Annotated in this window: 22 protein-coding genes; 13 read left to right on the plus strand and 9 right to left on the minus strand. The window is 69.3% G+C overall.

The genetic code is table 11. The features are described 5' to 3' along the window. Nucleotides 1-3: 3 nt before the first annotated feature. The 7 genes from A5713_RS22290 to acsA form a co-directional block, all read right to left on the minus strand. Entirely contained in the window at nucleotides 4-420 is a 417-nt protein-coding gene (locus tag A5713_RS22290; RefSeq protein WP_067919867.1) for a pyridoxamine 5'-phosphate oxidase family protein, read from the minus strand. 100 nt (nucleotides 421-520) lie between these two features. Further along, nucleotides 521-1,513: an NAD(P)H nitroreductase gene (locus A5713_RS22295; protein WP_304442518.1), complete on the minus strand. Its 993-nt coding sequence runs from the start codon at nucleotides 1,511-1,513 to the stop codon at nucleotides 521-523. A 52-nt stretch (nucleotides 1,514-1,565) separates the two neighbouring features. Then, the gene (locus tag A5713_RS22300) at nucleotides 1,566-1,817 is read right to left on the minus strand and encodes an acyl carrier protein (protein WP_067919869.1); all 252 of its coding nucleotides are present in this window, start codon (nucleotides 1,815-1,817) and stop codon (nucleotides 1,566-1,568) included. Nucleotides 1,818-1,823: 6 nt separating this feature from the next. Then, nucleotides 1,824-3,035, minus strand: a complete 1,212-nt coding sequence (locus tag A5713_RS22305; protein WP_068098399.1) for a dihydrolipoamide acetyltransferase family protein — start codon at nucleotides 3,033-3,035, stop codon at nucleotides 1,824-1,826. Beyond that, nucleotides 3,032-4,009, minus strand: a complete 978-nt coding sequence (locus A5713_RS22310; protein ID WP_067919874.1) for an alpha-ketoacid dehydrogenase subunit beta — start codon at nucleotides 4,007-4,009, stop codon at nucleotides 3,032-3,034. Before A5713_RS22310 ends, A5713_RS22305 begins: the two co-directional genes overlap by 4 nt. After that, the gene (gene pdhA / locus A5713_RS22315; protein ID WP_067919876.1) at nucleotides 4,006-4,977 is read right to left on the minus strand and encodes a pyruvate dehydrogenase (acetyl-transferring) E1 component subunit alpha; all 972 of its coding nucleotides are present in this window, start codon (nucleotides 4,975-4,977) and stop codon (nucleotides 4,006-4,008) included. The genes A5713_RS22310 and pdhA overlap by 4 nt, the downstream gene beginning before the upstream one ends. A gap of 50 nt (nucleotides 4,978-5,027) precedes the next feature. Further along, nucleotides 5,028-6,827 (minus strand): acetate--CoA ligase, encoded by a 1,800-nt coding sequence (gene acsA, locus A5713_RS22320; protein WP_068098400.1) that lies wholly within the window; start codon nucleotides 6,825-6,827, stop codon nucleotides 5,028-5,030. Nucleotides 6,828-7,021: 194 nt separating this feature from the next. On the opposite strand from acsA, the gene A5713_RS22325 reads away from it, so the two are divergent. The 12 genes from A5713_RS22325 (at nucleotide 7,022) to A5713_RS22380 (ending at nucleotide 17,883) form a co-directional block, all read left to right on the plus strand. Further along, nucleotides 7,022-7,999, plus strand: coding sequence for an NAD(P)H nitroreductase (locus A5713_RS22325; protein ID WP_068098401.1), 978 nt, complete (start codon nucleotides 7,022-7,024; stop codon nucleotides 7,997-7,999). A gap of 44 nt (nucleotides 8,000-8,043) precedes the next feature. Further along, complete coding sequence (locus tag A5713_RS22330; RefSeq protein ID WP_067919882.1) at nucleotides 8,044-8,313, plus strand: DUF1918 domain-containing protein; 270 nt, start codon at nucleotides 8,044-8,046, stop codon at nucleotides 8,311-8,313. Nucleotides 8,314-8,321: 8 nt separating this feature from the next. Beyond that, entirely contained in the window at nucleotides 8,322-8,561 is a 240-nt protein-coding gene (locus tag A5713_RS22335) for a hypothetical protein (protein ID WP_067919884.1), read from the plus strand. Between the two features lie 65 nt (nucleotides 8,562-8,626). After that, nucleotides 8,627-10,699, plus strand: a complete 2,073-nt coding sequence (locus A5713_RS22340) for an erythromycin esterase family protein (RefSeq protein ID WP_197516445.1) — start codon at nucleotides 8,627-8,629, stop codon at nucleotides 10,697-10,699. Nucleotides 10,700-10,714: 15 nt separating this feature from the next. Continuing rightward, nucleotides 10,715-11,719, plus strand: a complete 1,005-nt coding sequence (locus A5713_RS22345; protein ID WP_068098403.1) for a 1-phosphofructokinase family hexose kinase — start codon at nucleotides 10,715-10,717, stop codon at nucleotides 11,717-11,719. Between the two features lie 70 nt (nucleotides 11,720-11,789). Next, a complete protein-coding gene (locus tag A5713_RS22350; protein WP_068098404.1) occupies nucleotides 11,790-12,560 on the plus strand; it encodes a universal stress protein in 771 nt (256 codons plus the stop codon). A 35-nt stretch (nucleotides 12,561-12,595) separates the two neighbouring features. Next, a complete protein-coding gene (locus A5713_RS29560) occupies nucleotides 12,596-13,420 on the plus strand; it encodes a universal stress protein (protein ID WP_068098405.1) in 825 nt (274 codons plus the stop codon). 58 nt (nucleotides 13,421-13,478) lie between these two features. Continuing rightward, the gene (locus A5713_RS22360; RefSeq protein WP_067919894.1) at nucleotides 13,479-14,147 is read left to right on the plus strand and encodes a response regulator transcription factor; all 669 of its coding nucleotides are present in this window, start codon (nucleotides 13,479-13,481) and stop codon (nucleotides 14,145-14,147) included. 180 nt (nucleotides 14,148-14,327) lie between these two features. After that, nucleotides 14,328-15,974 carry a GAF domain-containing sensor histidine kinase gene (locus tag A5713_RS22365; RefSeq protein ID WP_197516448.1) on the plus strand — a complete coding sequence of 549 codons (1,647 nt, stop codon included), beginning with the start codon at nucleotides 14,328-14,330 and terminating at the stop codon, nucleotides 15,972-15,974. A gap of 87 nt (nucleotides 15,975-16,061) precedes the next feature. Continuing rightward, nucleotides 16,062-16,595: a GNAT family N-acetyltransferase gene (locus tag A5713_RS22370; protein WP_197516446.1), complete on the plus strand. Its 534-nt coding sequence runs from the start codon at nucleotides 16,062-16,064 to the stop codon at nucleotides 16,593-16,595. A 10-nt stretch (nucleotides 16,596-16,605) separates the two neighbouring features. Further along, a complete protein-coding gene (locus A5713_RS22375; RefSeq protein WP_068098408.1) occupies nucleotides 16,606-17,484 on the plus strand; it encodes a universal stress protein in 879 nt (292 codons plus the stop codon). A 30-nt stretch (nucleotides 17,485-17,514) separates the two neighbouring features. Beyond that, nucleotides 17,515-17,883: an STAS/SEC14 domain-containing protein gene (locus A5713_RS22380; RefSeq protein WP_067919902.1), complete on the plus strand. Its 369-nt coding sequence runs from the start codon at nucleotides 17,515-17,517 to the stop codon at nucleotides 17,881-17,883. A gap of 9 nt (nucleotides 17,884-17,892) precedes the next feature. Here A5713_RS22380 and A5713_RS22385 read toward each other — a convergent pair whose 3' ends face one another. Together A5713_RS22385 and otsB are read right to left on the minus strand one after the other, a co-directional pair. Next, a complete protein-coding gene (locus A5713_RS22385; protein WP_068098409.1) occupies nucleotides 17,893-18,708 on the minus strand; it encodes a universal stress protein in 816 nt (271 codons plus the stop codon). Nucleotides 18,709-18,830: 122 nt separating this feature from the next. Further along, nucleotides 18,831-22,466, minus strand: coding sequence for a trehalose-phosphatase (otsB, locus tag A5713_RS22390; RefSeq protein ID WP_369804510.1), 3,636 nt, complete (start codon nucleotides 22,464-22,466; stop codon nucleotides 18,831-18,833). Between the two features lie 187 nt (nucleotides 22,467-22,653). Between otsB and A5713_RS22395 the strand changes: the two genes are divergently transcribed. After that, a partial coding sequence (locus A5713_RS22395) for a universal stress protein (RefSeq protein ID WP_197516447.1) occupies nucleotides 22,654-22,927 on the plus strand: 274 nt, incomplete at its 3' end.

Consider the following 22,927-nt stretch of genomic DNA (forward strand, 5'->3'; position numbering starts at 1 on the left):
GGATCAGTCCACCGGCCCACCGAAGCGGAACCGGCGGCCCGTGACGATCTCGGGAATGATGCGCACATAGTGCGACTTGTCCGAGGGCGTCCAGGGCATGACCTGGGCGCGCTCGGCCTCCTCGATCTCCTCGTTGGTGCGAAGGGAGCGCGCGGTGCCCTTGATGATCACGCTCCACCCCTCGGCGACGTTGTGGTCGTCAACCTCGAACAGCACCTTGTTGTTGATCGCGGTGCTGACCAGCTTGGTGCCCTCCGCGGTGCGAAACAGCACAGTATGGCGCTGGACAACGTAATTGACCGGGAAGATCTCGGGTTGACCGCCGACGCTGGTGACCAGCCGGCCCAGCGTCACGCCCGCCAGGAGTTCCCAACATTCGTTCACCGGCAGGATGGAAACCCCGTCGTCAAGCAGTGGCATCGGTCATCCCCTTCATCGACAGCACGACATCCTCGATGGTATTGCGCCGGCCCACCGGGTGCGTCGGCCGAAAGTCCCGCGGGGCGGGGACCAAGGTTGTCTAGCGGATCTGCAGCACATCAGAAAGCGGGCGTCGCGGCGTCGCCGCCGGGAGGTGTTCCAGCGGCGGCGCTATGCCCACCCTGATCAGCACCTGCGGCTCGCCGCGCCCTCCGATGAGTTCGCGCACGATGTCCCGGCTCTCGTCCAGTTCGATCAGATGGGTGAGCGGGCACGTCGCCATCCCGGCCACCGTGCATTCGAGCAGCACCGTCGATAACACTTCGCCGCATCGCAACACGTCCGACCTGGTGTCCTGCGGGGTCGACAGCACAAGGATTCTGGCCCAATCCGCCTTGACCTCGCCGCGCCGGTCCGCGTGGCTCCTGGTCGGGAAGCTGCGGGCCACGTCGACCCGCCAGCTCTCCTTGTCGGAGGCCAGCGCGCTCGGCGGCATCCCTTCGGCCAACGCGAAAGACGATGTCCACCAGTCCAGTTCGGCGTGATAAGAGGAGTCGTCACGGCGGATCTCCTCGGTGAGTTGCGACGCCTCCACCAGCAGCGGCCGCACATCCTCGCCGAGGACGTCCAGGGCGACCTCGGTGTCGTCAAAGCTGTCACGCAGCGTGGGTTCGAACAGGTCCCAATACGTCGGGCGCCCCAACGGAAGCCGGTCGGTGCGCCGCTGCAGGATGGCCTCGGCCAGGCGAAGCTGGGCTTCGGTGACGCGCTCTGAGCGGCTGAACGTGATCGAGGCCAGTCGGTCGGGGTCATCCGGGTCGGGAAAGCGCTCGACTTTCGGCTCCCAGCCCGCGGCCGACATGGCGACGCACAGGTGGTTCAGGACGGCGCCGCAGGACAGGATCACCTCGCGGCCGGTCGAGTCGGTGGCCGCTATCGCCCGGCGCCGGTCGACGAAGAGGTGCAGGGCGCCGCCCTCGATCGCCCAGCGCCAGGGCTGGCTGTTGTGCACGGAGGGGGCGCGGCAGGCGAGCAGCACCGCCCGCTCGAGCGCGCCGACGTCCGGTGTCTTGCCCTGCACAACAGCCATCATGCCAACCCCTGTCGAACGCGCCGAAATACGCGGCGCGCGTGGCGCTTCGCGGTCAGACCGCCGACGCCTTCTTTTCCACGTAGCCGACCACGTCGGCCAGTGTGCGCAGCGTCGCGTAGTCGGATTCGGGGATGTCGACATGAAATCGCTTGTGGATGCCGCGCAGGAAGCTCAGCCAGTCCATGGAATCCAGGTCGACCTGGTCGCGCAGCAGGACGTCGTCGCGAATGTCGTCCGGGTCGACTTCGGGGGCGATGGTGGTCAGCACCGACAGCACCACGGCGCGAGTGTCTTCATTGGTCATTGCACATCACTTTTCTAGGAGGTCGGGCTGCTGGAGCAGCTCGTTGATCGCGGAAAGGAACAGCGCGCCCCGGTGTCCGTCGCTGGCGCGGTGGTCGGCGGCCAGCGTGGCCTGAACCGTGGTGACGACCCGGATCCCACCGTCGATGACACACACCCGCTCGGCCGGCTGGCCGAAACCGACGATCGCCACCTGCGGCGGGTAGATGACACCGAACACGGCGTCCACGCCCTGGTCGCCGAGGTTGGTGACCGTGATGGTCGGGTCCGACATCTCCGAACTCCGCAGCGAGAAGGCCCGCGCCCGCGCCACCAGATCGGTCAGGTCGTCCATCAATTCGTCCAGCTTCTTCTCCGGCACGTCGTGGATGGCGGGCGCGACCAGGCCGCCGCCGCGAAGCGAGATGCCGACGCCGACATGGACGCCGTTGGCCGGCTCGAACCCGTCTTCGCGCCAGAACCCGTTGAACTCGCCGAACCGCTGCGCGGCGACGCCGACGGCCTTCAGGAGCAGGACGGCCGGCAGCACCCGTTCGTCGATGGACCGTTGCGCGTTCCTCGCCGTCAGCCAGGACAGCGCCTTTTCCAGCATGATCTCTTCAGCAAGGTAGTAGTGCGGAATCTCCCGCTTGGACCGGCTCATCGCCGCGGCGATCGACTTTCGCATCTGCGTCGCGCGGTCGGCCGCGGTCGGCTTGCCCGCCGGTTGGGTGACCGGCTTGGCCGGCTTGGCCACTAATCTGCTCGCCGCGTGCTCGACGTCGTTGATGGTGACGGCGCCCTGCGGTCCGGTGCCGCTCACCGCCTCGATGTCGACGCCCAGCGACGTCGCCAACCGGCGCGCGGCCGGCGACACCCAGCGGCGCCGCCCGGGCGTGGCCGGGGGAGCGCTGGGGGCCGGCGCCGGCTTGGGCGGTGCGGTCGCCGGTGTGGCGGCGGCCTTGGCCGGCGGGCGCGGCCGGGGCCGCTTCTCCGCCTGCTCGCCGGGTGCGGTCAGCGTGGCCAATGTCGTTCCCACCTGGACGGTTTCGCCGATCGGCACGACCAGCTCGTCGACGATGCCCTCCTGCCAGCACTCGACCTCGACCGCGGCCTTGGTGGTCTCGACGATCGCCACGACCTGGCCGCGGGTCACCTTGTCCCCGGGCTTGACCAGCCACTCGTTGAGGGTGCCTTCGTCCATGTCGGACCCGAGCGAGGGCATCTTGAATTCGATCACGACCGTTCTCCGAACAGGCCTTGCACGGCGGCGACGATCTTGGCGGCCTGGGGCAGGGCGGCCTCTTCGAGGTGCTTGGCGTAGGGCATCGGCACCTCGGTGCTGCACACCCGGGCCACCGGCGCGTCGAGGTCGTAGAACGCGCCCTCCATCACGCGCGCGGTGACCTCCGCGGCCAGGCTGCCGGTGCGCCACGCCTCGTCGATGACCACCGCGCGGTGGGTCTTGCGGACGGATTCGAAGATGGTGGCGTCGTCGAGGGGACGCAACACGCGCAGATCGACGACCTCGCAGTCGATTCCGGCCAGCGAGAGCTCGTTGGCGGCGTCGAGCGTCTTGGGCAGGCTGCCGCCGTAGGTGATCAGGGTGACGTCTCCGCCGCTGCGGCGGACCGCCGCCCGCGAGATGTCCGTGGGGGTGAGAACGTCGACGTCCGTCGAGGTGTTGTAGAGCTGGACGTGTTCGAAGATCACCACCGGGTCCGGGTCGGCCAGCGCCGGACCGAGCATGCCGTACGCGTCCTCGACGGTGGCCGGGGCGAGGACCTTGATGCCGGGGATGTGGGCGTACCACGGCTCCAGGCTGTGCGAGTGCTGGGCGGCGAGCTGGCGCCCGGCGCCCGTCGCCATTCGCACGACGATCGGCACCGAGAACTGCCCGCCGGACATATGCCGAAGGGCCGCAGCGGTGTTGACGATTTGATCCAGCGCCAACAGGCTGAAGTTCACCGTCATGACTTCCACGATCGGTCGCAACCCGTTCAGCGCCGCGCCGATCCCGATGCCGACGAAGCCCAACTCCGAGAGCGGCGTGTCCCGCACGCGGTCGGGGCCGAATTCCTCCAGCAGGCCCTTGGAGGCGGCGTAGGTTCCCCCGTAGCGGCCGACGTCCTCACCCATCAGCACCACCCGCGCGTCGTCGCGCAGGGCGTCGCGCAGCGCGTCGTGAACGGCGGTCCGGTAGCTGGTCTTCATCGCACCGCCTCTTCCGTCAGCACGTCGCGTTCCAGATCGGCCACGTCCTCCCACGTTCCGGCCTCGGCGAAGGCCACCGCCTCCTCGATCTCGGTGCTGGCCGCGTCCTCGATCTCCCGCACGTCGGCGTCGGACAGCGTGCCGTCGCCCAGGCACTTCTCGGTGAACGCCTGGATCGGGTCGCGCTGCCGCCACCGCTCGACCTCGGCCTTGTCCCGATACAGTTCGGGGTCGAACATCGAATGCGCGCGGAACCGGTAGGTGCGGAATTCGATGAAGAACGGACCGCCGGTGTCGCGGACGTGATCGACGCCCTGCTGTGCGGCCGCATGGCAGGCCTCGACATCCATGCCGTCGACGGCCAGGGTGGGAACGCGGTAGGCGGCCGCCTTGACGGTGAGATCGGTCTGCGACTGGGCCCGGTCCAGCGCGGTGCCCATCGCGTAAAGGTTGTTCTCGCAACAGAACAGCACCGGCAGGTTCCACAGCGCCGCCATGTTCAACGACTCGTGGAAGGCGCCCTCGGCCACCGCGCCGTCGCCGAAGTAGCAGGCGGTCACCCGCTTCTGCTGCAACTGGGCGTCGGCCAGCGCGATGCCCACCGCGAGCGGCAGGCCGCCGGCCACGATCGCGTTACCGCCGTAGAAGCGTTTGGCCGCGTCGAACAGGTGCATCGAACCGCCCCGGCCGCGCGAGCAGCCCTCCTGCTTGCCGAACATCTCGGCCATGATCGAGGGCATCGGGATGCCGCGCAGCAGCGCGTGTGCGTGCTCGCGGTAGGTGGCGACCACCGCGTCGTCGTCGGCCAGCGCGCGCAGCGACCCGGCGGCCACCGCCTCCTCGCCGACGTAGAGGTGCAAGAAACCGCGAATCTTGGCCGCGCTGTACAGTTCCGCGCACTTCTCCTCCATGCGCCGCACGCGGATCATGTCGGACAGCAGTTCGTGGGCCAGCTTCACGGTGGTCATCGGGGGCCGCTCCTCCTCATCACTTCGTTCTGCATCGTCGCCGGCGCGGGTCATGATGGCACCCCTTCGGCGTGCTGGACGGGTTGTCGCTCGATGGTGGAGGTGTCACCCTCGGGTAGCCCGAGTTCGCGGGCCTTCAGCAGCCGTCGCATGATCTTGCCGCTGCTCGTGTGCGGCAACGAGTCGACGAACTCGATCTCCTTGGGCGCCACCGTGGCCCCCAGCCGTTTGCGGGCGTGGCCCAGCAGCTCCAGCCGCAGGTCTTCGTCGGCCACCACGCCGTTCTTCAGCGTGACAAAGGCTTTCACCATTTCGCCGACCGTCGGGTCGGGTATGCCGATGACGGCGGCCTCGGCGACCGCGGGGTGGTCGGTCAGGGCGCTCTCCACCTCGAACGGACCGATCAGATGTCCCGCGGACTTGATCACGTCGTCTTTGCGCCCGACGAACCAGAAATAGCCGTCGGCATCCTTTTTCGCCAGGTCCCCGCTCAGATACAGCCCGTCGGAGAACGAGTTCCGGTAGCGCTCCTCGGCGTTCAGGTACCCGCGGAACATCGACGGCCAGCCGGGCCTGAGCGCGAGCTCGCCCTCGACGCCGGGTTCGTCGATCACCTCGACGGGCCCGTCGTCCTCGCGCCGCACGATGAAGGCGTCCACGCCGGGCAGCGGCCGGCCCATGGAACCGGGCTTGATGTCGAACGCGGGCGTGTTGGCGATCATGATCCCGCCGGTCTCGGTCTGCCACCAGTTGTCGTGAATCGGCAAGCCCAGCACCCGCTTTCCCCACCACACCGCTTCCGGGTTGAGCGGTTCGCCCACGCTGGCGATGAAGCGCAGCCGCGGAAATTGGTATCGCGCGGGCAGTTCCGGTCCGGCCTTGATCAGCATCCGGATGGCGGTCGGCGCCGTGTACCACACCGACACCTCCTGGTCCTGCAGGATGCGGTACCAGCGCTCGGCGTCGAATTCCGCTTCGTCGACGATGGAGGTGACCCCGTGCAGCAGCGGGCTGATGATGCCGTACGAGGTGCCCGTCACCCAGCCCGGATCGGCTGTGCACCAATAGGTGTCGTCGGGATGAAGGTCGAGCGCGTACAGGCCGGTGACGTAGTGCATCGCGACGGCGCCGTGCACGTGGATGGCGCCCTTGGGCGTGCCCGTGGTTCCGCTGGTGAAGTGCAGCAGAGACGGGTCGTCGGCGGTGGTGGGCTCGATCGGTGCGTTCTCGTCGGCCGCGTCCAGCCACTGCCGGAAGTCGAGTGTGCCGGGCGGGGCGCCGCCGGCGTGGCCGTCGTCGACGACGAAGATGTGCCGCACCGACGGCAGCCGATCACGGATCTTGGCGACCTTGCGCTGATAGATCGCCCTGGTGGTCACCAGAACGTCGGCCTGCCCGATGTTGACGCGGGTGGCGATCGGCTCGGGTCCGAACGCCGAGAACAAGGGCGAGACGACGCTTCCGATGCGCAGCGCGCCCAGCATCGCGATGTAGAGCTCGGGGCTGCGCCCCATCAGCGTGAACACGCGATCGCCTTTGTTGATGCCCAGCGAGCGCAGCGCGCCGGAGAACCGCCCGGACAGCCGGCCGAGTTCCGCGTAGGTGAGGTCCTGGGTGGTGATCGCGCCGTCCCAGGGCCGGTCGGCGACGAACCGCAGGGCGGTGCGCGTCGCGGCCGGGCCGTCGGCGTGCCGGTCGAGGGCGGCGTAGGCGATGTTGCACAGGCCCGGCCCCATGCCCTCGCAGAGGTCCGGTACATCGGACCAGTGGAACCGGGCGCGCTCGTGCTCGTAGTCGGTCAGGTTGGGCCGAACACGAGAGTCGGCGGCCGTTTTGTGGATGACGTCCATAACAGGTCCTCGGTTAGCGGGGTCGACTTCATCGTTTGCCGCGCGGCCAGGCCGCAATAGAGACCAAGGTCATCAGTGGTCCTCAGTCGCGCCGGGCCAGCGGGCCCAATGACCCGACCCTGGGGACCAAGGACCCTGGCGCATGCTGCCCGAATGCCAGAGGGTCCAAGGTAAGACAGGAGAGGCGACGACGAATGACCCCAACGATGGTCGACAGCAAAGTGCTCACCAGGGCGGTGGAGCTTGCGTGCCGGGCACCTTCGCTGCACAACAGCCAGCCGTGGCGATGGATTGCCGGCGGCCCGACGGTCGACCTGTTCGCCGACCCGGACCGCATGGTGTCGTCGGCCGACAGCTCCGGCCGCGAGTCGATCATCAGCTGCGGCGCGGTGCTCGACCACTTCCGGGTCGCGATGGCCGCCGAGGGGTGGGACACCGCGGTCGACGAGTTTCCCAATCCCAACAACCTCGACCATCTGGCGTCGATCGACTTCGCCTCCGCCGACTACGTCGCGGTCGCCCGGCGAGACCGCGCCGCGGCGATCGTGCGTCGCAGGACCGACCGGCGCCCGTTCGGTCGCCCCAAGGGCTGGGCATCCTTCGAGCCGGTGCTGCGCAGCGCCTTCGATCCCGCCCTGGCCCGCGTCGACGTACTGGCCGACGACGCGCGGCCGCGGCTGGTGGAGGCCGCCCGCCTGAACGAGGCGTTGCGCCGCTACGACGACGTCTATCAGCACGAATTGCGTTGGTGGACCGCACCGGGCCGGCACGACGACGGCATCCCCGAAGCGCTGGTGAACCAGACCCACGCCGTCGACGTGAACCGGAAGTTTGCCCTCGACGAGCATGCCCGGGCGGGTTCCGGGGGTCCGCCGGATCAGGCGGAGGTGCTCGTCCTGTCCACCCCGGGCGACGCCCGCGCGGACGCGTTCCGGTGCGGTCAGGCGCTGTCGGCGATCCTGCTGGAGTGCACCATGGCCGGGTTCGCGACCTGCACCGTGACACACGTGACGGAGCTGCGACCCAGCCGCGACATGATTTCTGAACTCATACCCGACGCCGAAGCGGTACCCCAGGTGTTGATCCGGGTCGGCACCGCACTCCCGGGCCGGGGCGCTCCGGAACCGACACCGCGGCGGCGGATCGGCGACGTCCTGCAGATGCGCCGATAGAACGAGTCCGGTTGCACCCCAGCCTTTTCGAAGGGAGACGACAAATGAACGCCGACACGGGGGACTGGCTCGTCATCAAGAGCGGCACGGTCGGCCGCCCGGATCTGCGGGGACTGATCACCTCGGTGGGTTCACCCGACGGCGGACCGCCGTACCGGGTGCGGTGGCTGGCCACCGGCGAGGAGGCGACCGTGTTCCCCGGACCCGACGCGATCGTCGTCACGGCCGCGGAGCAGAGGGCGGCCGACGAGCGGGCGCTGTCCCGACTGACCGCGATACAGGCCGCCATCAGGGACCGGGTCCGAGGGGCGTAGGAAGCCGAATGCCTTCCACCACCGACGGATGCCCCTCGTTGACCGATTCGGCCGTCGACGAGCTCGCGTACGAGTTCTTGCACTCGCAATATGCCGGTGACACCTACGTCGACTGGCGTCTGGACCAGCGTCTCGACGGCTTTCTGCGGCACCGCGGATTGGTCCGCCTGGTGGAGGACGGCGACGCCTACGGGCTCATCCTCAACCGCGTCATGGCCTACATCGGCGAGTTGCGCCGAAAACGCTGAGCCGACGAACGACCCGCCAGCCCGGGACTTCGGTCCCTACCGCCGATTGCGCGGGTGCTGGTCGGATGGACTGGTCAACGGTCAAGAAGGGGTGCGTGATGACCAGAGCAGCTGACGCCACCCGGCGCTCACCGAGGCGCGTGTTCCGGGACCGCGGCGAGGCCGGCCGGGTGCTGGCGAACCTCCTCGGTGCCTACCGCGATCGGCCTGACGTGATCGTGCTGGGGCTGGCGCGGGGCGGCATACCCGTCGCTTGGGAGGTGGCGGCGGCGCTGCACGCGCCGCTGGACGCCTTCGTCGTGCGCAAGCTCGGCGCTCCCGGCCACGAGGAGTTCGCCGTGGGCGCATTGGCGAGCGGGGGCCGCGTCGTGGTCAACGACGACGTCGTACGGGGTCTGCGCATCACCCCGCAGGAATTGCGCGCCGTCGCCGAACGCGAAGGCCGGGAACTGATCCGGCGCGAGGCCGCGTATCGCGACGGCCGTCCGCCCGTGGATGTCGCCGGCAAGACGGTCATCCTCGTCGACGACGGCCTGGCCACCGGCGCGAGCATGTCCGCGGCCGTGCAGGCGCTGCGCGAAGCCGAGCCCGCGCACATCGTCGTCGCCGTCCCGGCGGCGCCGGAGTCGACGTGCCGGGAATTCGCCGGACTGGTCGACGATGTCGTGTGCGCGAGCATGCCCACCCCGTTCCTCGCCGTCGGGGAGTCGTTCTGGGATTTCCGCCAGGTCAGCGACGACGAGGTCCGTCGGCTGCTGGCCACCCCGACCACCGGGGTCTCGACACGCGCCGCGGCGCGCACGCCCGCCGAGCTGATCGGCCGCGCGGCCGTCGACGCGCCCGCGGGCGTCCCGCCGCGCGAGACGCTCGAGGAGCTGATCGGGGATGCGCGCATCGTGCTGATCGGCGAAAGCTCGCACGGCACCCACGAGTTCTACGAGGCCCGCGCGGAGATCACCAAATGGCTGATCGAGGAGAAGGGCTTCTGCGCCGTCGCGGCGGAGGCCGACTGGCCCGACGCGTACCGGGTGAATCGCTACGTCCGCGGCATCGGCGACGATACCAGCGCCGACGGCGCGCTGAGCGGGTTCGAGCGCTTTCCCGCCTGGATGTGGCGCAACACCGTCGTCCGGGACTTCGTCGAGTGGTTGCGCGCCCGGAACCGGTTGCACCAGAACAACGGTCAGCGCCAGGCCGGTTTCTACGGCCTGGACCTGTACAGCCTGCACCGGTCGATGCACGAGGTGATCGGCTACCTGGACAAGATCGACCCGAAGGCGGCGGCGCGGGCGCGGGAACGCTACGCGTGCTTCGACCACGCGTCGGCGGACGACGGCCAGGCCTACGGGTTCTCGGCGGCGTTCGGCGCCGGACCGTCGTGTGAGAAGGAAGCGATCGATCAGCTGGTCGACATCCAGCGCAACGCGTTGGCCTATGCCCGCCGGGACGGGCTGCTCGCCGAGGACGAGCTGTTCTACGCCCACCAGAACGCCCAGACGGTGCACAACGCCGAGGTGTACTACCGGGCGATGTTCAGTGGGCGGGTCACCTCCTGGAACCTGCGGGACAAGCACATGGCGCAGACGCTCGAGGCGCTGCTGAAGCACCTGGACCGCCACCAGGATATCCCGTCGGCGCGAATTGTGGTGTGGGCGCACAACTCTCATGTCGGGGATGCGCGCGCCACCGAGGTGTGGTCCGACGGTCAACTCACCCTGGGGCAGCTGGTCCGGCAGCGGCACGGCGACGAATCGCGCCTGATCGGCTTCAGCACCTACTGGGGCACGGTCACCGCCGCCAGCGACTGGGGTGGCATCGCCGAACGCAAGGTCGTCCGCCCGGCGCTCAACGGCAGCATCGAAGAACTCCTGCACGAGACGGGCCGCGGCGAGTTCCTGGTGTCGCCGCACGTCGGCTCGGGCGCCGCGGAGCCGCTGAGCGCGGTCCGGTTGGGGCGTGCCATCGGCGTGATCTACCGGCCCGAGACCGAGCGGCAGAGCCACTACTTCCACGTCCGGCCGGCCGACCAGTTCGACGCGATGATTCACATCGACAGGACCCGTGCGCTGGAACCGCTCGAGGTCACCAGCGTGTGGGTGGCCGGCGAAACGCCGGAAACCTATCCGAGCGGCCTGTAAGGGGCATCGAGAGCAATGGAGACCGCTGCCGAGCGGGGTACGGGCGGCACACAGATCGTGACGCTGACCATGAACCCGGCGCTCGACATCACCACCAGCGTCGGCGTCGTGCGGCCGACCGACAAATTGCGGTGTTCCGCGACCCGCTACGACCCGGGCGGAGGGGGCATCAACGTCGCCCGGGTCGCGCGGGTCCTGGGCGCCTCGGTGCTGGCGGTGTTTCCCGCGGGCGGCTCGCACGGCGGTCTTTTGACGACCCTGCTCGGCGACGCGGAAGTGCCGTTCCGGCGAATTCCGATCGACGCGCAGACGCGGGAGAGCTTCACCGTCAACGAGACCAGCACCGGCCAGCAGTACCGGTTCGTCCTGCCGGGCCCGGAGTTGACGGTTGCCGAGCAGGAGCGGTGCCTCGACCTGCTGAGGATCGCGGCCGAATCGGCCGGATTCGTCGTGGCAAGCGGCAGCCTGCCGCCGGGTGTGCCGGCCGACTACTACCAGGGTGTCGCCGATATCTGCCAACAGCTGGGCGTGCCACTGATCCTGGACACGTCCGGCGGGGGGCTGCAGCACATCTCCTCGGGGGTGTTCCTGCTCAAGGCGAGCGTGCGGGAACTCCGCGAATGCGTGGGCCGCCGGCTCGCCACCGAGCCGGAGCAGTTCGCCGCCGCCCACGAGCTGATCGACCGGGGCCGGGCACAGGTGGTGGTGGTGTCGCTGGGTTCCTACGGTGCGCTGCTGGCCACCCGCCATACCAGCCAGCGGTTTTCGGCGATCCCGATGGCAAGCGGCAGCGGCGTCGGCGCGGGCGACGCGATGGTTGCCGCAATCACGGTGGCGCTCAGTCGCGGATGGCCGCTGACGAAGTGCGTGCGGTTTGGCATCGCTGCGGGCACGGCGATGCTGATGACGCCGGGCACGGCGGTCTGCGAGCGTGCGGATGTGGACAGGTTGTTCGACCTCGTCGGCGAAGCCTGCGACGTCAGTGACGTTGGGACGAACGGCATCCGGGCTGAGGCCTAACGGCCCCTCCGCAACGGCGACGGGGCGCAATACCCTGGCGTTCAGCGATGAGAATCAGTCAGGAGCCGACATGACGGAGCTGGACGCGAAGTCAGTGGTCGTGGGCATCAACGGCTCGCAAGCCGCGGTGAACGCCGCCCGGTGGGCGGTCGACGAGGCGGTGAGCCGGCAGCTGCCCCTTCGCCTGGTCTATGTCATCACCGGCCGGGAGGCGGCCGGCGGGGTTGCGTCCACCTCCGAGTGGGACCTCGAGCGCGCGGAAATGGCGCTGTCGCAAGCGGAGTGGGCCCTGCAGCGGGCGCCGAAGCCGGTCGAGGTGGAGACGGCGATCCTCTCGGGCGACCCGGCGCAGGTGCTGGTGGGCCAATCGCAGGACGCGGCGCTGGTGTGCGTCGGCACCGCCAGACGGGGATGGGCCTCCGACGGGTTGTTGGGCCCCACCGCGGCGGGCCTGGTGGCGCACGCGCACTGCCCGGTGGCCGTCATCCGCACCAATCCCGACGGATCGCCGACGGAGCTCGGCGTGATCGCCGTGGTGCTCAACGACGACCCCGACAACGACGAGGTCGTGCACCAGGCCATGGAGGAAGGGCGGCGCAGGCACGCCACGGTGCGCCAGATCGACCGCCGCCTGAACAGCTGGGTCCGCCGTTACCCCGATGTCCACGTCCAGACCGTGGCCGCGGGAACCGGCGCCAAGCACAGCGAAATGCCCGGTGGCGCAATCGAACTGGCGGTGGTGGGCAGCGCCGATGCCGACGAGATCGTAGGCCTGGCCACGCCGAACTGCCATCCGATCGTCGGCTACCCCGACTGCTCGGTGCTTGTGGTCCGCCACTAGAAGAACGTCCGCCGCCACAAGGCCACCAAAAGACGATGTCCGAGTCAGCCAGGGCCCAGTCGATCGTCGCCGGTATCGATGGTTCCAAGGCGGCGATCCGCGCTGCCCTGTGGGCGGTCGACGAGGCGGTGAGCCGCGGGGTTCCGCTGCGCCTGCTGCACGCGGCCGAGCGCGAAGACGGTGCCGAGCACGCGGAACTTGCGGTTCGGCAGGCGGTGACGGCGATCCGGGCGGCGGGCAAGCCGGTGCGGATCGAGACGGAGGTCGTCGCCGGGCCCGCGGTCGGGTCGCTGATCCGCTCGTCGGCGTCGGCGGCCATGGTCTGCGTGGGTGCCGTGGGACTGCGTCACTTCCAGCCGGGCCGGGTCGGCTCCACGGCCGCGGCCCTGGCCGTGTCGGCGCGCTGCCCGGTGGGGATCGTCCGCGGCCGGGACGGTCACCGCCCGCAACCCGGGGACAAGGCCGTCGTCGAGATCGACGCCTTGGCGGACCCGCATCTGCTCGATGCCGCCATCGACGAGGCCCTGCTGCGCGGCACCACCCTCGAGGCGGTGATCTCGCGACGGACCGGCCCGACGGAGCACGGTGTGGGGCTCGGCGAGGCCGATCGCCGGGCGCTCGCCGACCTGGATCGCCGGCTGGCCCGGTGGAAGCGGCGTCATCCGCAGCTGCGGGTCGAGTCGGTCGCCCTACGCGTCGGCCTGCTGGAGTACCTGGCCGGTCCGCGCGGGCCGGTCGGCTTGGTGATCGTCGGCGCCCACAATCGTGCGCATGTGGCCGAACTCGTCGGACCGGTCGGCAGTTCGGTGATGCAGGACGCCAACTGTTCGTTGTTGGTAGTCAACCGGCAACACTTGTGAGCCCGGAGGATGATGGATATGTGATATTGAGGTCGTATGACCGGCGGAAGGGCTCGTAATGGTTAAGGTTTTCCTGGTCGATGACCATGAAGTCGTCCGGCGCGGCCTCGCCGACCTGCTGGCCTCCGACCCCGAGCTGGAAATCGTCGGCGAGGCGGGCTCGGTCTCCGAGGCCAAGGCGCGGATACCGGCGCTGCGGCCCGACGTGGCCGTGCTTGACGTGCGGCTTCCGGACGGGAACGGCATCGAGCTGTGTCGTGACCTGGTGTCCGATCATCCCGACCTGCGTTGCCTGATGCTGACGTCGTTCACCTCCGACGAGGCGATGCTCGAGGCCATCCTGGCCGGCGCCAGCGGCTACGTCGTCAAGGACATCAAGGGCATGGAGCTGGCCCACGCCATCAAGGAGGTCGGCGCCGGGAAATCCCTGCTGGACAACCGGGCGGCGGCCGCGCTGATGGCGAAGCTGCGGGGTGCGGCCGAACGCGAAGACCCGCTGTCCGGGCTCACCGAACAGGAGCGAACGCTGCTGGGCCTGCTCAGCGAGGGCCTGACCAACAGGCAGATCGCCGCGCGGATGTTCCTCGCCGAGAAGACGGTGAAGAACTACGTGTCGCGGTTGCTGGCCAAGCTCGGCATGGAGCGCCGCACCCAGGCGGCGGTGTTCGCGTCCAAGCTTGACCAACACTCCGGTCATCCGCAGACGCCGGCGACGCCGCCCGAGTAGCGGGCATCCGCGAAACGCCGCGGTAACGGCTGTTCGCTTGGGTGCTTGACAGTTAGCGATTAGGCTGATCTCAAGTTCAGTCAACGCTCGCGTCTGAGGCATCGGGAGGTCTGTCGGGTGACGACCGACGATAGCGGCTCGGCATTTGCCGGACTCGGCCAGCGGGGGCTGGTGAGCAGGATGCACGAGCAACTCGACGAGTTGCTGGCGGCCCGCGACCAAATGGAGCAACTGCTGCGGGTCATCGTCGAGATCGGCGCGGGCCTCGACCTCGACGCCACCCTGCACCGGATCATCTCCGCGGCCAGGAGGCTGACGTCCGCCCCCTACGGCGCCCTGGCCATCCGTGACCCCGAGGGCAACCTGCTCTCCTTCGTCCACGAGGGAATCGATGCCGACACCGCGTCTCGGATCGGGCACCTGCCGGTGGGCAAGGGTCTGCTGAGCCTGTCGCTGCTGGACACGCCGGCGTTGCGGATGGACGACCTGACCACCCACCCGGCCGCTGTCGGCTTCCCCGAGCACCATCCCCCGATGCGCGCCTTCCTGGCGGTGCCGATCACCATCCGCAGCACCGTGTTCGGCAACCTCTATCTCACCCACGTCGAGCCGGGACGGGTGTTCTCCGACTCCGACGAGGTGGCCGCCCGCGCGCTGGCGTTCGCCGCCGCGGTCGCGATCGACAACGCGCAGGTGTTCGAACGCGAGCGGACGGCGGCCAAGTGGATGGAGGCCAGCCGCGAGATCACCACGGCGCTGCTGTCGGACGCCGAACCGCACAGGCGCCCTCTGCAGTTGATCGCCGAACGGGCCCGGGCGCTGACCGAGGCCGAGCAGGCGATCGTCCTGGTGCCAGGAGATCCCGACCTGCCCGACGACGAGGTCGACACGCTGTTGGTCTCGGCGGCGGTGGGGCTGCACGCCGCCGAGGTGGTCGGCCAACGGGTCCCGGTGGACGGTTCCACCAGCGGCGCCGTCTTCCGCTCCGGCGAACCGCTGATCACCGAGAGCTTGCGGTACCCGATTCAGGCGTTCACCGACGTCGGGCAGCGCCCGGCCATCCTCATGCCGCTGCGCGCCCACGACGAGGTCGTCGGCGTCATCGCCATCGCCCGCGGCAGCCACGAGCCGCCCTTCGACGAGAGCTACCTTGATCTGGTCAGCGATTTCGCCACTCACGCCGCGATGGCGCTGGTGCTCGCGTCCGCCCGGGACGACGCGCGCCAGGTGACCATCCTGGCCGAGCGCGAACGCATCGCGCACGACCTGCACGACCACGTCATCCAGCGGCTTTTCGCCGCGGGCATGGATTTGCAGGGAACGCTCGCCCGCGCCCGCTCCCCGGAGGTGTCCGAGCGGCTCAACCGCACGCTCGACGATCTCCAAACCATCATCGAGGAAATCCGCACGACGATCTTCCAGCTCAAATCCCCACCGGGGAAGAACGACTTCCGGCATCGCATCCAGCAGGTGGTCGCCGACCTGACCGAGGACCGGGACATCGTGACCACCCTGCGCATGCACGGGCCGATGACCGCCGTCAGCGGCGAGCTGGCCGACCACGCCGAGGCGGTGACCGCGGAGGCCGTCAGCAACGCGCTGCGCCATTCGGGCGCGTCGCGGCTGACCGTCGAGGTCAGCGTCGCCGACATGTTCGTGCTCGACATCATCGACAACGGCTCCGGCATCCCCAACGGCAACACGCGTCACAGCGGTCTGGCCAACATGCAGCGCCGCGCCGAACAACTGGGTGGTGCGTGCGAGATCACCCGGCCTCCGGAGGGCGGTACCCGGGTCCACTGGGTCGCGCCGCTGATCGACCGGTAGCGATCGTCCCGCGACGGGACCAATGGGAGGAACCCGGGGGCCTAACGACCCTGCCCAACCGCGTCGCCCCGGATTAACCTCGGGCACGTGACTGATCGGCCGGTGGACGTCGCGGCTACGGCCCGGCTGCTCGACGGGCGCCTCGTGTCGCTGCGCCCCCTGACGGCCACCGACGCCGACGCCGTGCTGGCGCTGCATGAACACCTCTCCGACCACGACCGCTACTTCCGGTTCTTCACGCTGCAGCTGTTGCCGCTGCACGAGCTCGTCGCCAACCTCACCGAGCCCGCGGACGGCGTGTACGCCCTCGGCGCGTTCGACGCCGGCCGGCTGATCGGCGTGGCCCACTGCATCGTCGTCGACGACCCGAAGGTCGCCGAGGTCGCGATCGTGGTGGCGCACCAGGACCACGCGGTGGGCGTGGGCACCGCCCTGCTCAAGCACCTGGCTCCCATCGCCCGAGCCCACGGAATCGCACGGTTCATCGCGGACGTCCTCGGCGAGAATCACCTCATGCTCACGGTTTTCTTCGATCTCGGCTGGCCCTGCCGCCCGATCGATTACGGATCGGTTCGCCACCTCGAGATCGAGCTACCGGAATTCGACGAGGCGCCGGCATAGAGGAGCAAAGATGACGGGAAACGGCAAGAAGCACGGGGTGCTGGTGTGTGTCGACGGGTCGGTCGCATCCGACGCCGCCGTCGCCTGGGGGACCCGCGAGGCCGTGATGCGCGGTATGCCCATCACGCTGATGCACGCCGTCCCGCCGGTCGTGGTCGGCTGGCCGGTGGGCCAGCTGTATGCGGACATGCCCGAGTGGCAGCAGGACAGCGCTCAACAGGTCATCGACCGGGCCCGTGAGGCGCTCGGCGCCAGCCTGGGGGGCGCCGAACCACCCGAGATACGGACCCAGACCGTGTATTCGGCCATCGTCCCCGCACTGATCGAGGCCTCCGAGGACGCCTGGATGCTGGTCGCCGGGAGCCAGGGGCTCGGCGCCCTCGGACGCCTGCTGCTCGGCTCGGTGACCACGGGGCTGGTGCACTACGCGCACTGCCCGGTGGCGGTCATCCACTCCGACGAGAGCGCGGCCCCGGACTCCGGCGCGCCCGTGCTGCTGGGCATCGACGGATCCCCGGCGTCGGAAGCCGCGACCGCCCTGGCCTTCGACGAGGCGTCGCGCAGGGGAGTGGGACTGGTGGCGCTGCACGTATGGAGCGATGTCGGGGTGTTCCCCATCCTCGGCATGGACTGGCACGACCGCGAGAAGGAAGGGCAGGAGATCCTCGCCGAGCGCCTGGCCGGCTGGCAGGAACGCTATCCCGATGTGCATGTCGAGCGGAAACTGTTCTGCGACAAGCCATCCGAGTGGCTGCTGAAGGAATCCGAACAGGCTCAACTGGTGGTGGTCGGCAGCCGTGGCCGGGGCGGATTCCCCGGGATGCTGCTCGGCTCGGTGAGCTCCGCGGTGGCACAGTCGGCCCGGGTACCGGTGCTGGTCGTCCGTTGACGCAAAGAATCGATGGTTCGGAGGCTGGTGATGATCGAACTTCTGGAAGACATGCCGGAGAAGGTGATCGGCATTCGCGTGTCGGGCCGGCTACGCGGTGACGAGCTGCGCGACTTCAAGCCCGAGATCGACCGGGTGCTGCAGACCGGCGAGGTGCGGATTGTCGAGGTGATCGAATCCGATTACGAGGGCTTCGGGCCCGGCGGATTCCTCGAGGATCTCAAGCTCGGCTTCGGCACCGTCCTGCCGCATCATTCGGCGTTCAAGCGCATCGCGGTGGTCTCCGACAAGGACTGGGTCGCGCCCGTCCTGCACGCGCTGGCGTGGATGGTCCCGGGCGAGATCACCGTGTTCGGGCTCGACGAGCTTGCCCGCGCCAAGGCGTGGGCGGCCGGATAGTCGGTCCGCTCAATCGCGCACGACCAGCACCGAACACCCCGCGTGGCCGTTTGGGTGTGTGGTGATCGGGCCGACCATGCGGGCGACCTTGTCGGCGTCCTCGCTGCCCACCACCGCCAGTTGCACGGGTTCTGATGTGTGCGTGAGGAATTCGGCGGCACCGCGCCGCGCGGCGGCGGGTTGGACGTGCACCTCGCGGTGCTTCTCCACCCAGGGGCCGAGCCGGTGATTGAGCTGGGGGTAAGGAATCTCGCCGAGGCCCCACCGCCAGACCCCCATCGCCAGGATGGGTGCTTCACGAAGACGCGCCTCGCGGAAGCCGTGCTCGAGCACCGCGTCGTTGGCGGCCGACTCCGCGACGGCCACGGCGACATACCCGCCGTCCGGCCGGGTGGCGTCGAGGCTGCTGCGGATGACGGCCACCGGGCAGTGCGCCTTCTGCGCCACGGTGTCCGCGGTCGAGCCGAGGACCTTGCGGGCCACCCAGCCGGTCCCCACCGACCCCACGCAAACCATTGCGGCGCCGCGGGATTCGTCGATCAACGCGCTCTCCGAGGAACCCCGCACGACGTCGCACTCGATCTTGACCGGCTGGCCCATGGCCTGAAGCGCCGCGTCGGCCGCGCGCAACGACGTCTGGGCATACTGGACGTCCAGGCTGTCGTCGTCGCCCGCGTCCGCGCGCCGCTCGGGGACGGCGTGGATCAGGCGCAGCGGGACGTTGCGGCTGACGGCCTCGGCGACGGCCCATTTGGCCGCGTTGATCGCGGCGTCCGAGCCGTCGATGCCCACCACGATCCGCTGCGACGACTGCGGATTGCTCATCGAGTCCTCCTGTGTGACGTGCTGTCGGGCCGTCGAGGCCCGTCACTGCCCACGTTATGGGCCGGGTGGTGCGGTCCAGCAGGGCCGTTCGACCCCGGTTCGCGGGCTTTGGTCACCGGGCGTCAGGCGACCTCGACCGTGTGCCCGGGCAGCAGGTGATGGATCCGGCCGCGGCACTCGACCGCGATCGACGCGCTGTTGCCGGCCTCGGAGGTGAGGTCGGCCGCCCGGCCGCTGACCCGCAGGTGCAGCCGCTGGCCGCGATACACGAACGGGAACTCGATGGGGTCCAGCGCTTTCGGCCACTGCGGGCTCAGGATCAGCCGGTCGTCGCGGGTTTCCAGCCCGGTGAAGCAGCGTTGCAGCAGGTCGATGCTGCCGGCCATCGCGGCCAGGTGTATCCCCTCCGACGTGGTGCCGCCCTGGATGTCGACGACGTCGGAGGCGAGCACCTGCACGAAGTACTTCATGGCGTGATGCCGGTTGGCCCGGGTGAGGACCCACGAATGGACGAGCGCGCTGAGCGTCGATCCGTCCGAGGTGCGCGCGAGGTAGTAGTCCACGGTCTCCGGGATTCGTTCGGGCGCAACGCGATAGCCGAGCCGACCGAACAGGGCCAGCAATTCGTCCGACGACAGCAGGTAGAACAGCATCAGCACGTCGGCCTGCTTGGAGGCTTTGTAGTTGTTCACGCTGTCGTTCTCGGCCTCCAGGATGCGGTCGAGCCGCTGGATGTTGCCGTAGCGCCGCCGATAGTCTTCCCAATCGAGCTCGGCCAGTTGGGAATAGCCTTCGAACTGGCTGATGACGTTGTCGTGGAAGGGGACGTACATGCGCCGCGTCACGTGGTCCCACCGGCTCAGCTCGTCGCTGGTGAGGTCGATCTTGCCGACCAGGTCGAGGCGGTCGCGCAGCGGAAGCAGGTCCAGGGCGTCCATCGCCCGCAGGATCGTCCAGACCGCCATGACGTTGGTGTAGGCGTTGTTGTCGATGCCGTCGTATTCCTTGCCGGGGTAGCCCGAGTGGAACTCGTCGGGGCCGATGATGCCGGTGATCGTGTAGCGGCCGCGACTCTCGTCGAAACCGGCGAGCCCCACCCAGAAACGGGCGATCTCGACCAGCATCTCCGCGCCGTAGTCGACGAGGAATCGCCGGTCGCCGGTCACCTGGTAGTGCTGCCAGGTGTTGTAGGCGATGGCGAGGCCCACGTGGTGTGCGCGGGCGCTGGCGTCCGGATTCCACCGGCCGGATTGCGGGTTGAGGTGCAGTTCCTGGCTCACCTCGCGCCCGTCGCTGCCGGACTGCCATGGATACATCGCGCCCAGGTAGCCGGCCCTGCGCGCCGCGCGGCGGGCCTCGGGGAGGCGCCGATACCGGTACAGCAGCAGCGAGCGCGCCACGTTGGGCATGCGCACGGACAGCACCGGCGAGACGAAAAGCGAGTCCCAGAAGACGTGTCCGCGGTACGCCTCGCCGTGCAACCCGCGCGCGGGGACGCCGGCGTCGAGTTCGGCGGTGTGCGGCGAGATGGTCTGCAGCAGGTGCACCAGGTGCAGCCGCAGGATGCGCAGCGCGTCGGGGCCCTCGGTCAGGCCGATGGCGCACTGTTCCCACAGCAGGTCCCAGGCCCGGGCATGCTGGCGATGCAGTTCGTCGTACCGGTCGGCGGCGTCGAGGTGCAGCTGGGCGGTGCTGGCCGGTTCTGAGATCGCGCTGTCCCGGCCGGTGAAGATGGTCGCGACCTTCTCGCAGACGACCGATTCCCCGGTGGCCAGCGCCACCTGGATGTCGTGGCCGCCGCGGTCGGCTTCCCGCACGATCTTGTACTGCGCCACGGCGCGGGCGTCGCCGCACCACACGGTGCTGCGCGCCGCCACCGCGATGGCGATGCGCGACTGCGTCGTCTCGGTGCGCAGTATCACCGCGTCCTCCGCGGATTCGTCGATCACCGGTGAGGTGAGGTGGGTGCTCGACAGCGAGCGGTAGCGCTCCACCATGGTGTTGCGCACGCCGCCGTCCAGCAGCGACCGGAATTCCACGGTGCCCGACCAGTTCTCGGCGACGATGGTGGTTCGCATGGCGACCAGGTGCGGCTGGTCCATCGAGGCGAACCGCTCCTGGGTCATTCTCGTGATCTGCCCCGCGGCGTCGCAGAATCGCAGCGTACGGGTCAGCGTCGCGTGCCGCAGGTCGAACGTCTGCCGGTAGGACAGCACCTGGGTTTCGTCGATGTGAAACCACGGACCGCCGTTGATCCGAAACGTCAGCGACAACCAGTTGGGCAGGTTGACCAGGCTCTCGTTCTCGACGGTCCGGCCGGCGATCCGGTCGGTCAGCGTGTTGTAGACGCCGGCCGCATAGGTCCCCGGGTAATGCGACTCGGCGGCCGTCGCCTCCGGTGCGCAGCCCCGGGTGGCGACGTAGCCGTTGCCGACGGTGCACAGCGTTTCGCGCAGCCGCTCGTAGGCGGGGTCGTAGCCCTCGTAGACGATTTCCCACGGATCGTGGGGCGCGACGGCCGCGTCGTGCAGATCGTCGGCGAGCCGCCGGACGAAGTCGCACACCGCGGGCGGGTCGGCCAGGCTGAACAGCGCCGCCGACGTGCGGTCCCCGTCTTCGTTGTGCCGCAACGCGATTCCCACCCCGTCGAAGTGCACCGCGTCGAAGGCGTCCTCGTCGGTGATGTCGTCGCCGATGTAGATCGGCAGCATGGCGGCGCGGCTCGCACCCTCGACCTGCTCGAGGATCCACTGCAGTGTTCTGCCCTTGTCCCAGTCCAGGCTGGGGTGGAGCTCGATGACCTTGCGGCCCGTGGTGATCCGCAGGCATTGGGATCGCCCGAGTTTGCGTGCCGTCGTGATCACGCGGTCGGCGTCGCGGGGCGCGACGTTGCGATAGTGCACGGCGACGGAAAACCGCTTGCGCTCCACGTAGATTCCGGAGACGTCGTCGAGGAGCTGCTCGAGGCGGTCGGCCGCGCGCACCAGCGCGCCCATGGCACCGATGGCGGCGGCGTTCTCGTGCTGGGTTCCGTCGGGTGCGACGAGCTCGAAGCCGTGACTGCCCGCATACCAGATCCCGTCGACCTGCACGCGTTCGCGAAGGTCGCCCAGGTCGCGGCCGCTGATCACCCCGACGGGGCATTGCGCGGCCAGCGCGCGCAGCGCATCGCGGGCGCCGTCGACCAGCGCGGCGGACCCCGGGTGGGCGGCGATCTCCGCCAGCGTGCCGTCGAAGTGCAGGAAAACGGCCGGCCGCCGGCTCGCCACCAGTTCTTTCAACTGGCTGTAGACGCCCATCGCGTCGGCGATGGTCGACAAGGGGGAGCCCCCGCGTCGCAGCGCGATCTCCGCAAGATCGGCGGAGACGGTGTCCGCCCCGCACGACAGCAATCCGTCGCCGCCCCCGTTGCGTTCCAGGCCGATGACCAGGCCGAAGCCGGCGTCCCGTCCGGCCGCCACGCCCGCCTCGGCGCAGTCGATGAGGACGCAGCGCACCGGGTGCACGCCCAGGCGCGTGACCGTCATGGTCAGCGCCGCGTCGACCTGCTCGGCGGTGTCGGCCGCGCCGACGGCGACACCGACGAGTTCGTCGATTCCCGCGGCGCGCAACAGCGCCGCGCAGTCGCTGGTGGACGAGTAGACGGCGCTGGCGACGCCGATGTCGCGCAGCCGCTGCAGGAATCCGGCGGTCGAATCGCGGGCCTCGACGACGCCCGGTGCCGCCTGTGCGATCACACAGTCGAGCCCCAGGATCACCGCGTCGTGGTAGCGCTTGTCAACGGCGACTGGCGATTCGGTCACGTCTGTGACGATGCCACAGCGCGGGCGCCGGTCAAGGCCGTCGGCGCAGCGGGGGCCTCATGGCCATGCGGTTGGTGACTAAAGCCTCATGCTCGACGGTGGTTCGCGCCATAGCGTTTTGGGCGAGGAGAGGGAGAACATCATGTCCGCACTCGCAAACCGGCATGGCATCGTCGTCGGAATCGACGGATCGCCGGCCTCGAACGCCGCCGTCTGTTGGGCGGCCCGGGACGCGGCCCTGCGGCACGTCCCGCTGACCGTGGTCCACATGGTGAACGCCACCGTGCCGATGTATCCGGCCCTGCCCCTGTCGACCGGTGTGGCGGTGTGGCAGGAAGAGCAGGGCCGCGAGGTTCTCGAGCGGGCCGTCAAGATCGCCGAGGAGGCCGTCACCACCGACCGCAAGGTCGACGTCC

Source organism: Mycobacterium sp. E2497, from assembly GCF_001668695.1.
Taxonomy (GTDB): Bacteria; Actinomycetota; Actinomycetes; order Mycobacteriales; family Mycobacteriaceae; genus Mycobacterium.

What these genes read in the sequence shown, in the direction of transcription:
- A5713_RS22290 (WP_067919867.1), bottom strand. Translation starts at nt 420, where the DNA reads ATGCCACTGCTTGACGACGGGGTTTCCATCCTGCCGGTGAACGAATGT.
- A5713_RS22295 (WP_304442518.1), bottom strand. Translation starts at nt 1,513, where the DNA reads ATGATGGCTGTTGTGCAGGGCAAGACACCGGACGTCGGCGCGCTCGAG.
- A5713_RS22300 (WP_067919869.1), bottom strand. Translation starts at nt 1,817, where the DNA reads ATGACCAATGAAGACACTCGCGCCGTGGTGCTGTCGGTGCTGACCACC.
- A5713_RS22310 (WP_067919874.1), bottom strand. Translation starts at nt 4,009, where the DNA reads ATGAAGACCAGCTACCGGACCGCCGTTCACGACGCGCTGCGCGACGCC.
- pdhA (WP_067919876.1), bottom strand. Translation starts at nt 4,977, where the DNA reads ATGACCACCGTGAAGCTGGCCCACGAACTGCTGTCCGACATGATCCGC.
- acsA (WP_068098400.1), bottom strand. Translation starts at nt 6,827, where the DNA reads ATGGACGTCATCCACAAAACGGCCGCCGACTCTCGTGTTCGGCCCAAC.
- A5713_RS22325 (WP_068098401.1), top strand. Translation starts at nt 7,022, where the DNA reads ATGACCCCAACGATGGTCGACAGCAAAGTGCTCACCAGGGCGGTGGAG.
- A5713_RS22330 (WP_067919882.1), top strand. Translation starts at nt 8,044, where the DNA reads ATGAACGCCGACACGGGGGACTGGCTCGTCATCAAGAGCGGCACGGTC.
- A5713_RS22335 (WP_067919884.1), top strand. Translation starts at nt 8,322, where the DNA reads ATGCCTTCCACCACCGACGGATGCCCCTCGTTGACCGATTCGGCCGTC.
- A5713_RS22340 (WP_197516445.1), top strand. Translation starts at nt 8,627, where the DNA reads ATGGACTGGTCAACGGTCAAGAAGGGGTGCGTGATGACCAGAGCAGCT.
- A5713_RS22345 (WP_068098403.1), top strand. Translation starts at nt 10,715, where the DNA reads ATGGAGACCGCTGCCGAGCGGGGTACGGGCGGCACACAGATCGTGACG.
- A5713_RS22350 (WP_068098404.1), top strand. Translation starts at nt 11,790, where the DNA reads ATGACGGAGCTGGACGCGAAGTCAGTGGTCGTGGGCATCAACGGCTCG.
- A5713_RS29560 (WP_068098405.1), top strand. Translation starts at nt 12,596, where the DNA reads ATGTCCGAGTCAGCCAGGGCCCAGTCGATCGTCGCCGGTATCGATGGT.
- A5713_RS22360 (WP_067919894.1), top strand. Translation starts at nt 13,479, where the DNA reads ATGGTTAAGGTTTTCCTGGTCGATGACCATGAAGTCGTCCGGCGCGGC.
- A5713_RS22365 (WP_197516448.1), top strand. Translation starts at nt 14,328, where the DNA reads ATGCACGAGCAACTCGACGAGTTGCTGGCGGCCCGCGACCAAATGGAG.
- A5713_RS22375 (WP_068098408.1), top strand. Translation starts at nt 16,606, where the DNA reads ATGACGGGAAACGGCAAGAAGCACGGGGTGCTGGTGTGTGTCGACGGG.
- A5713_RS22380 (WP_067919902.1), top strand. Translation starts at nt 17,515, where the DNA reads ATGATCGAACTTCTGGAAGACATGCCGGAGAAGGTGATCGGCATTCGC.
- A5713_RS22385 (WP_068098409.1), bottom strand. Translation starts at nt 18,708, where the DNA reads ATGAGCAATCCGCAGTCGTCGCAGCGGATCGTGGTGGGCATCGACGGC.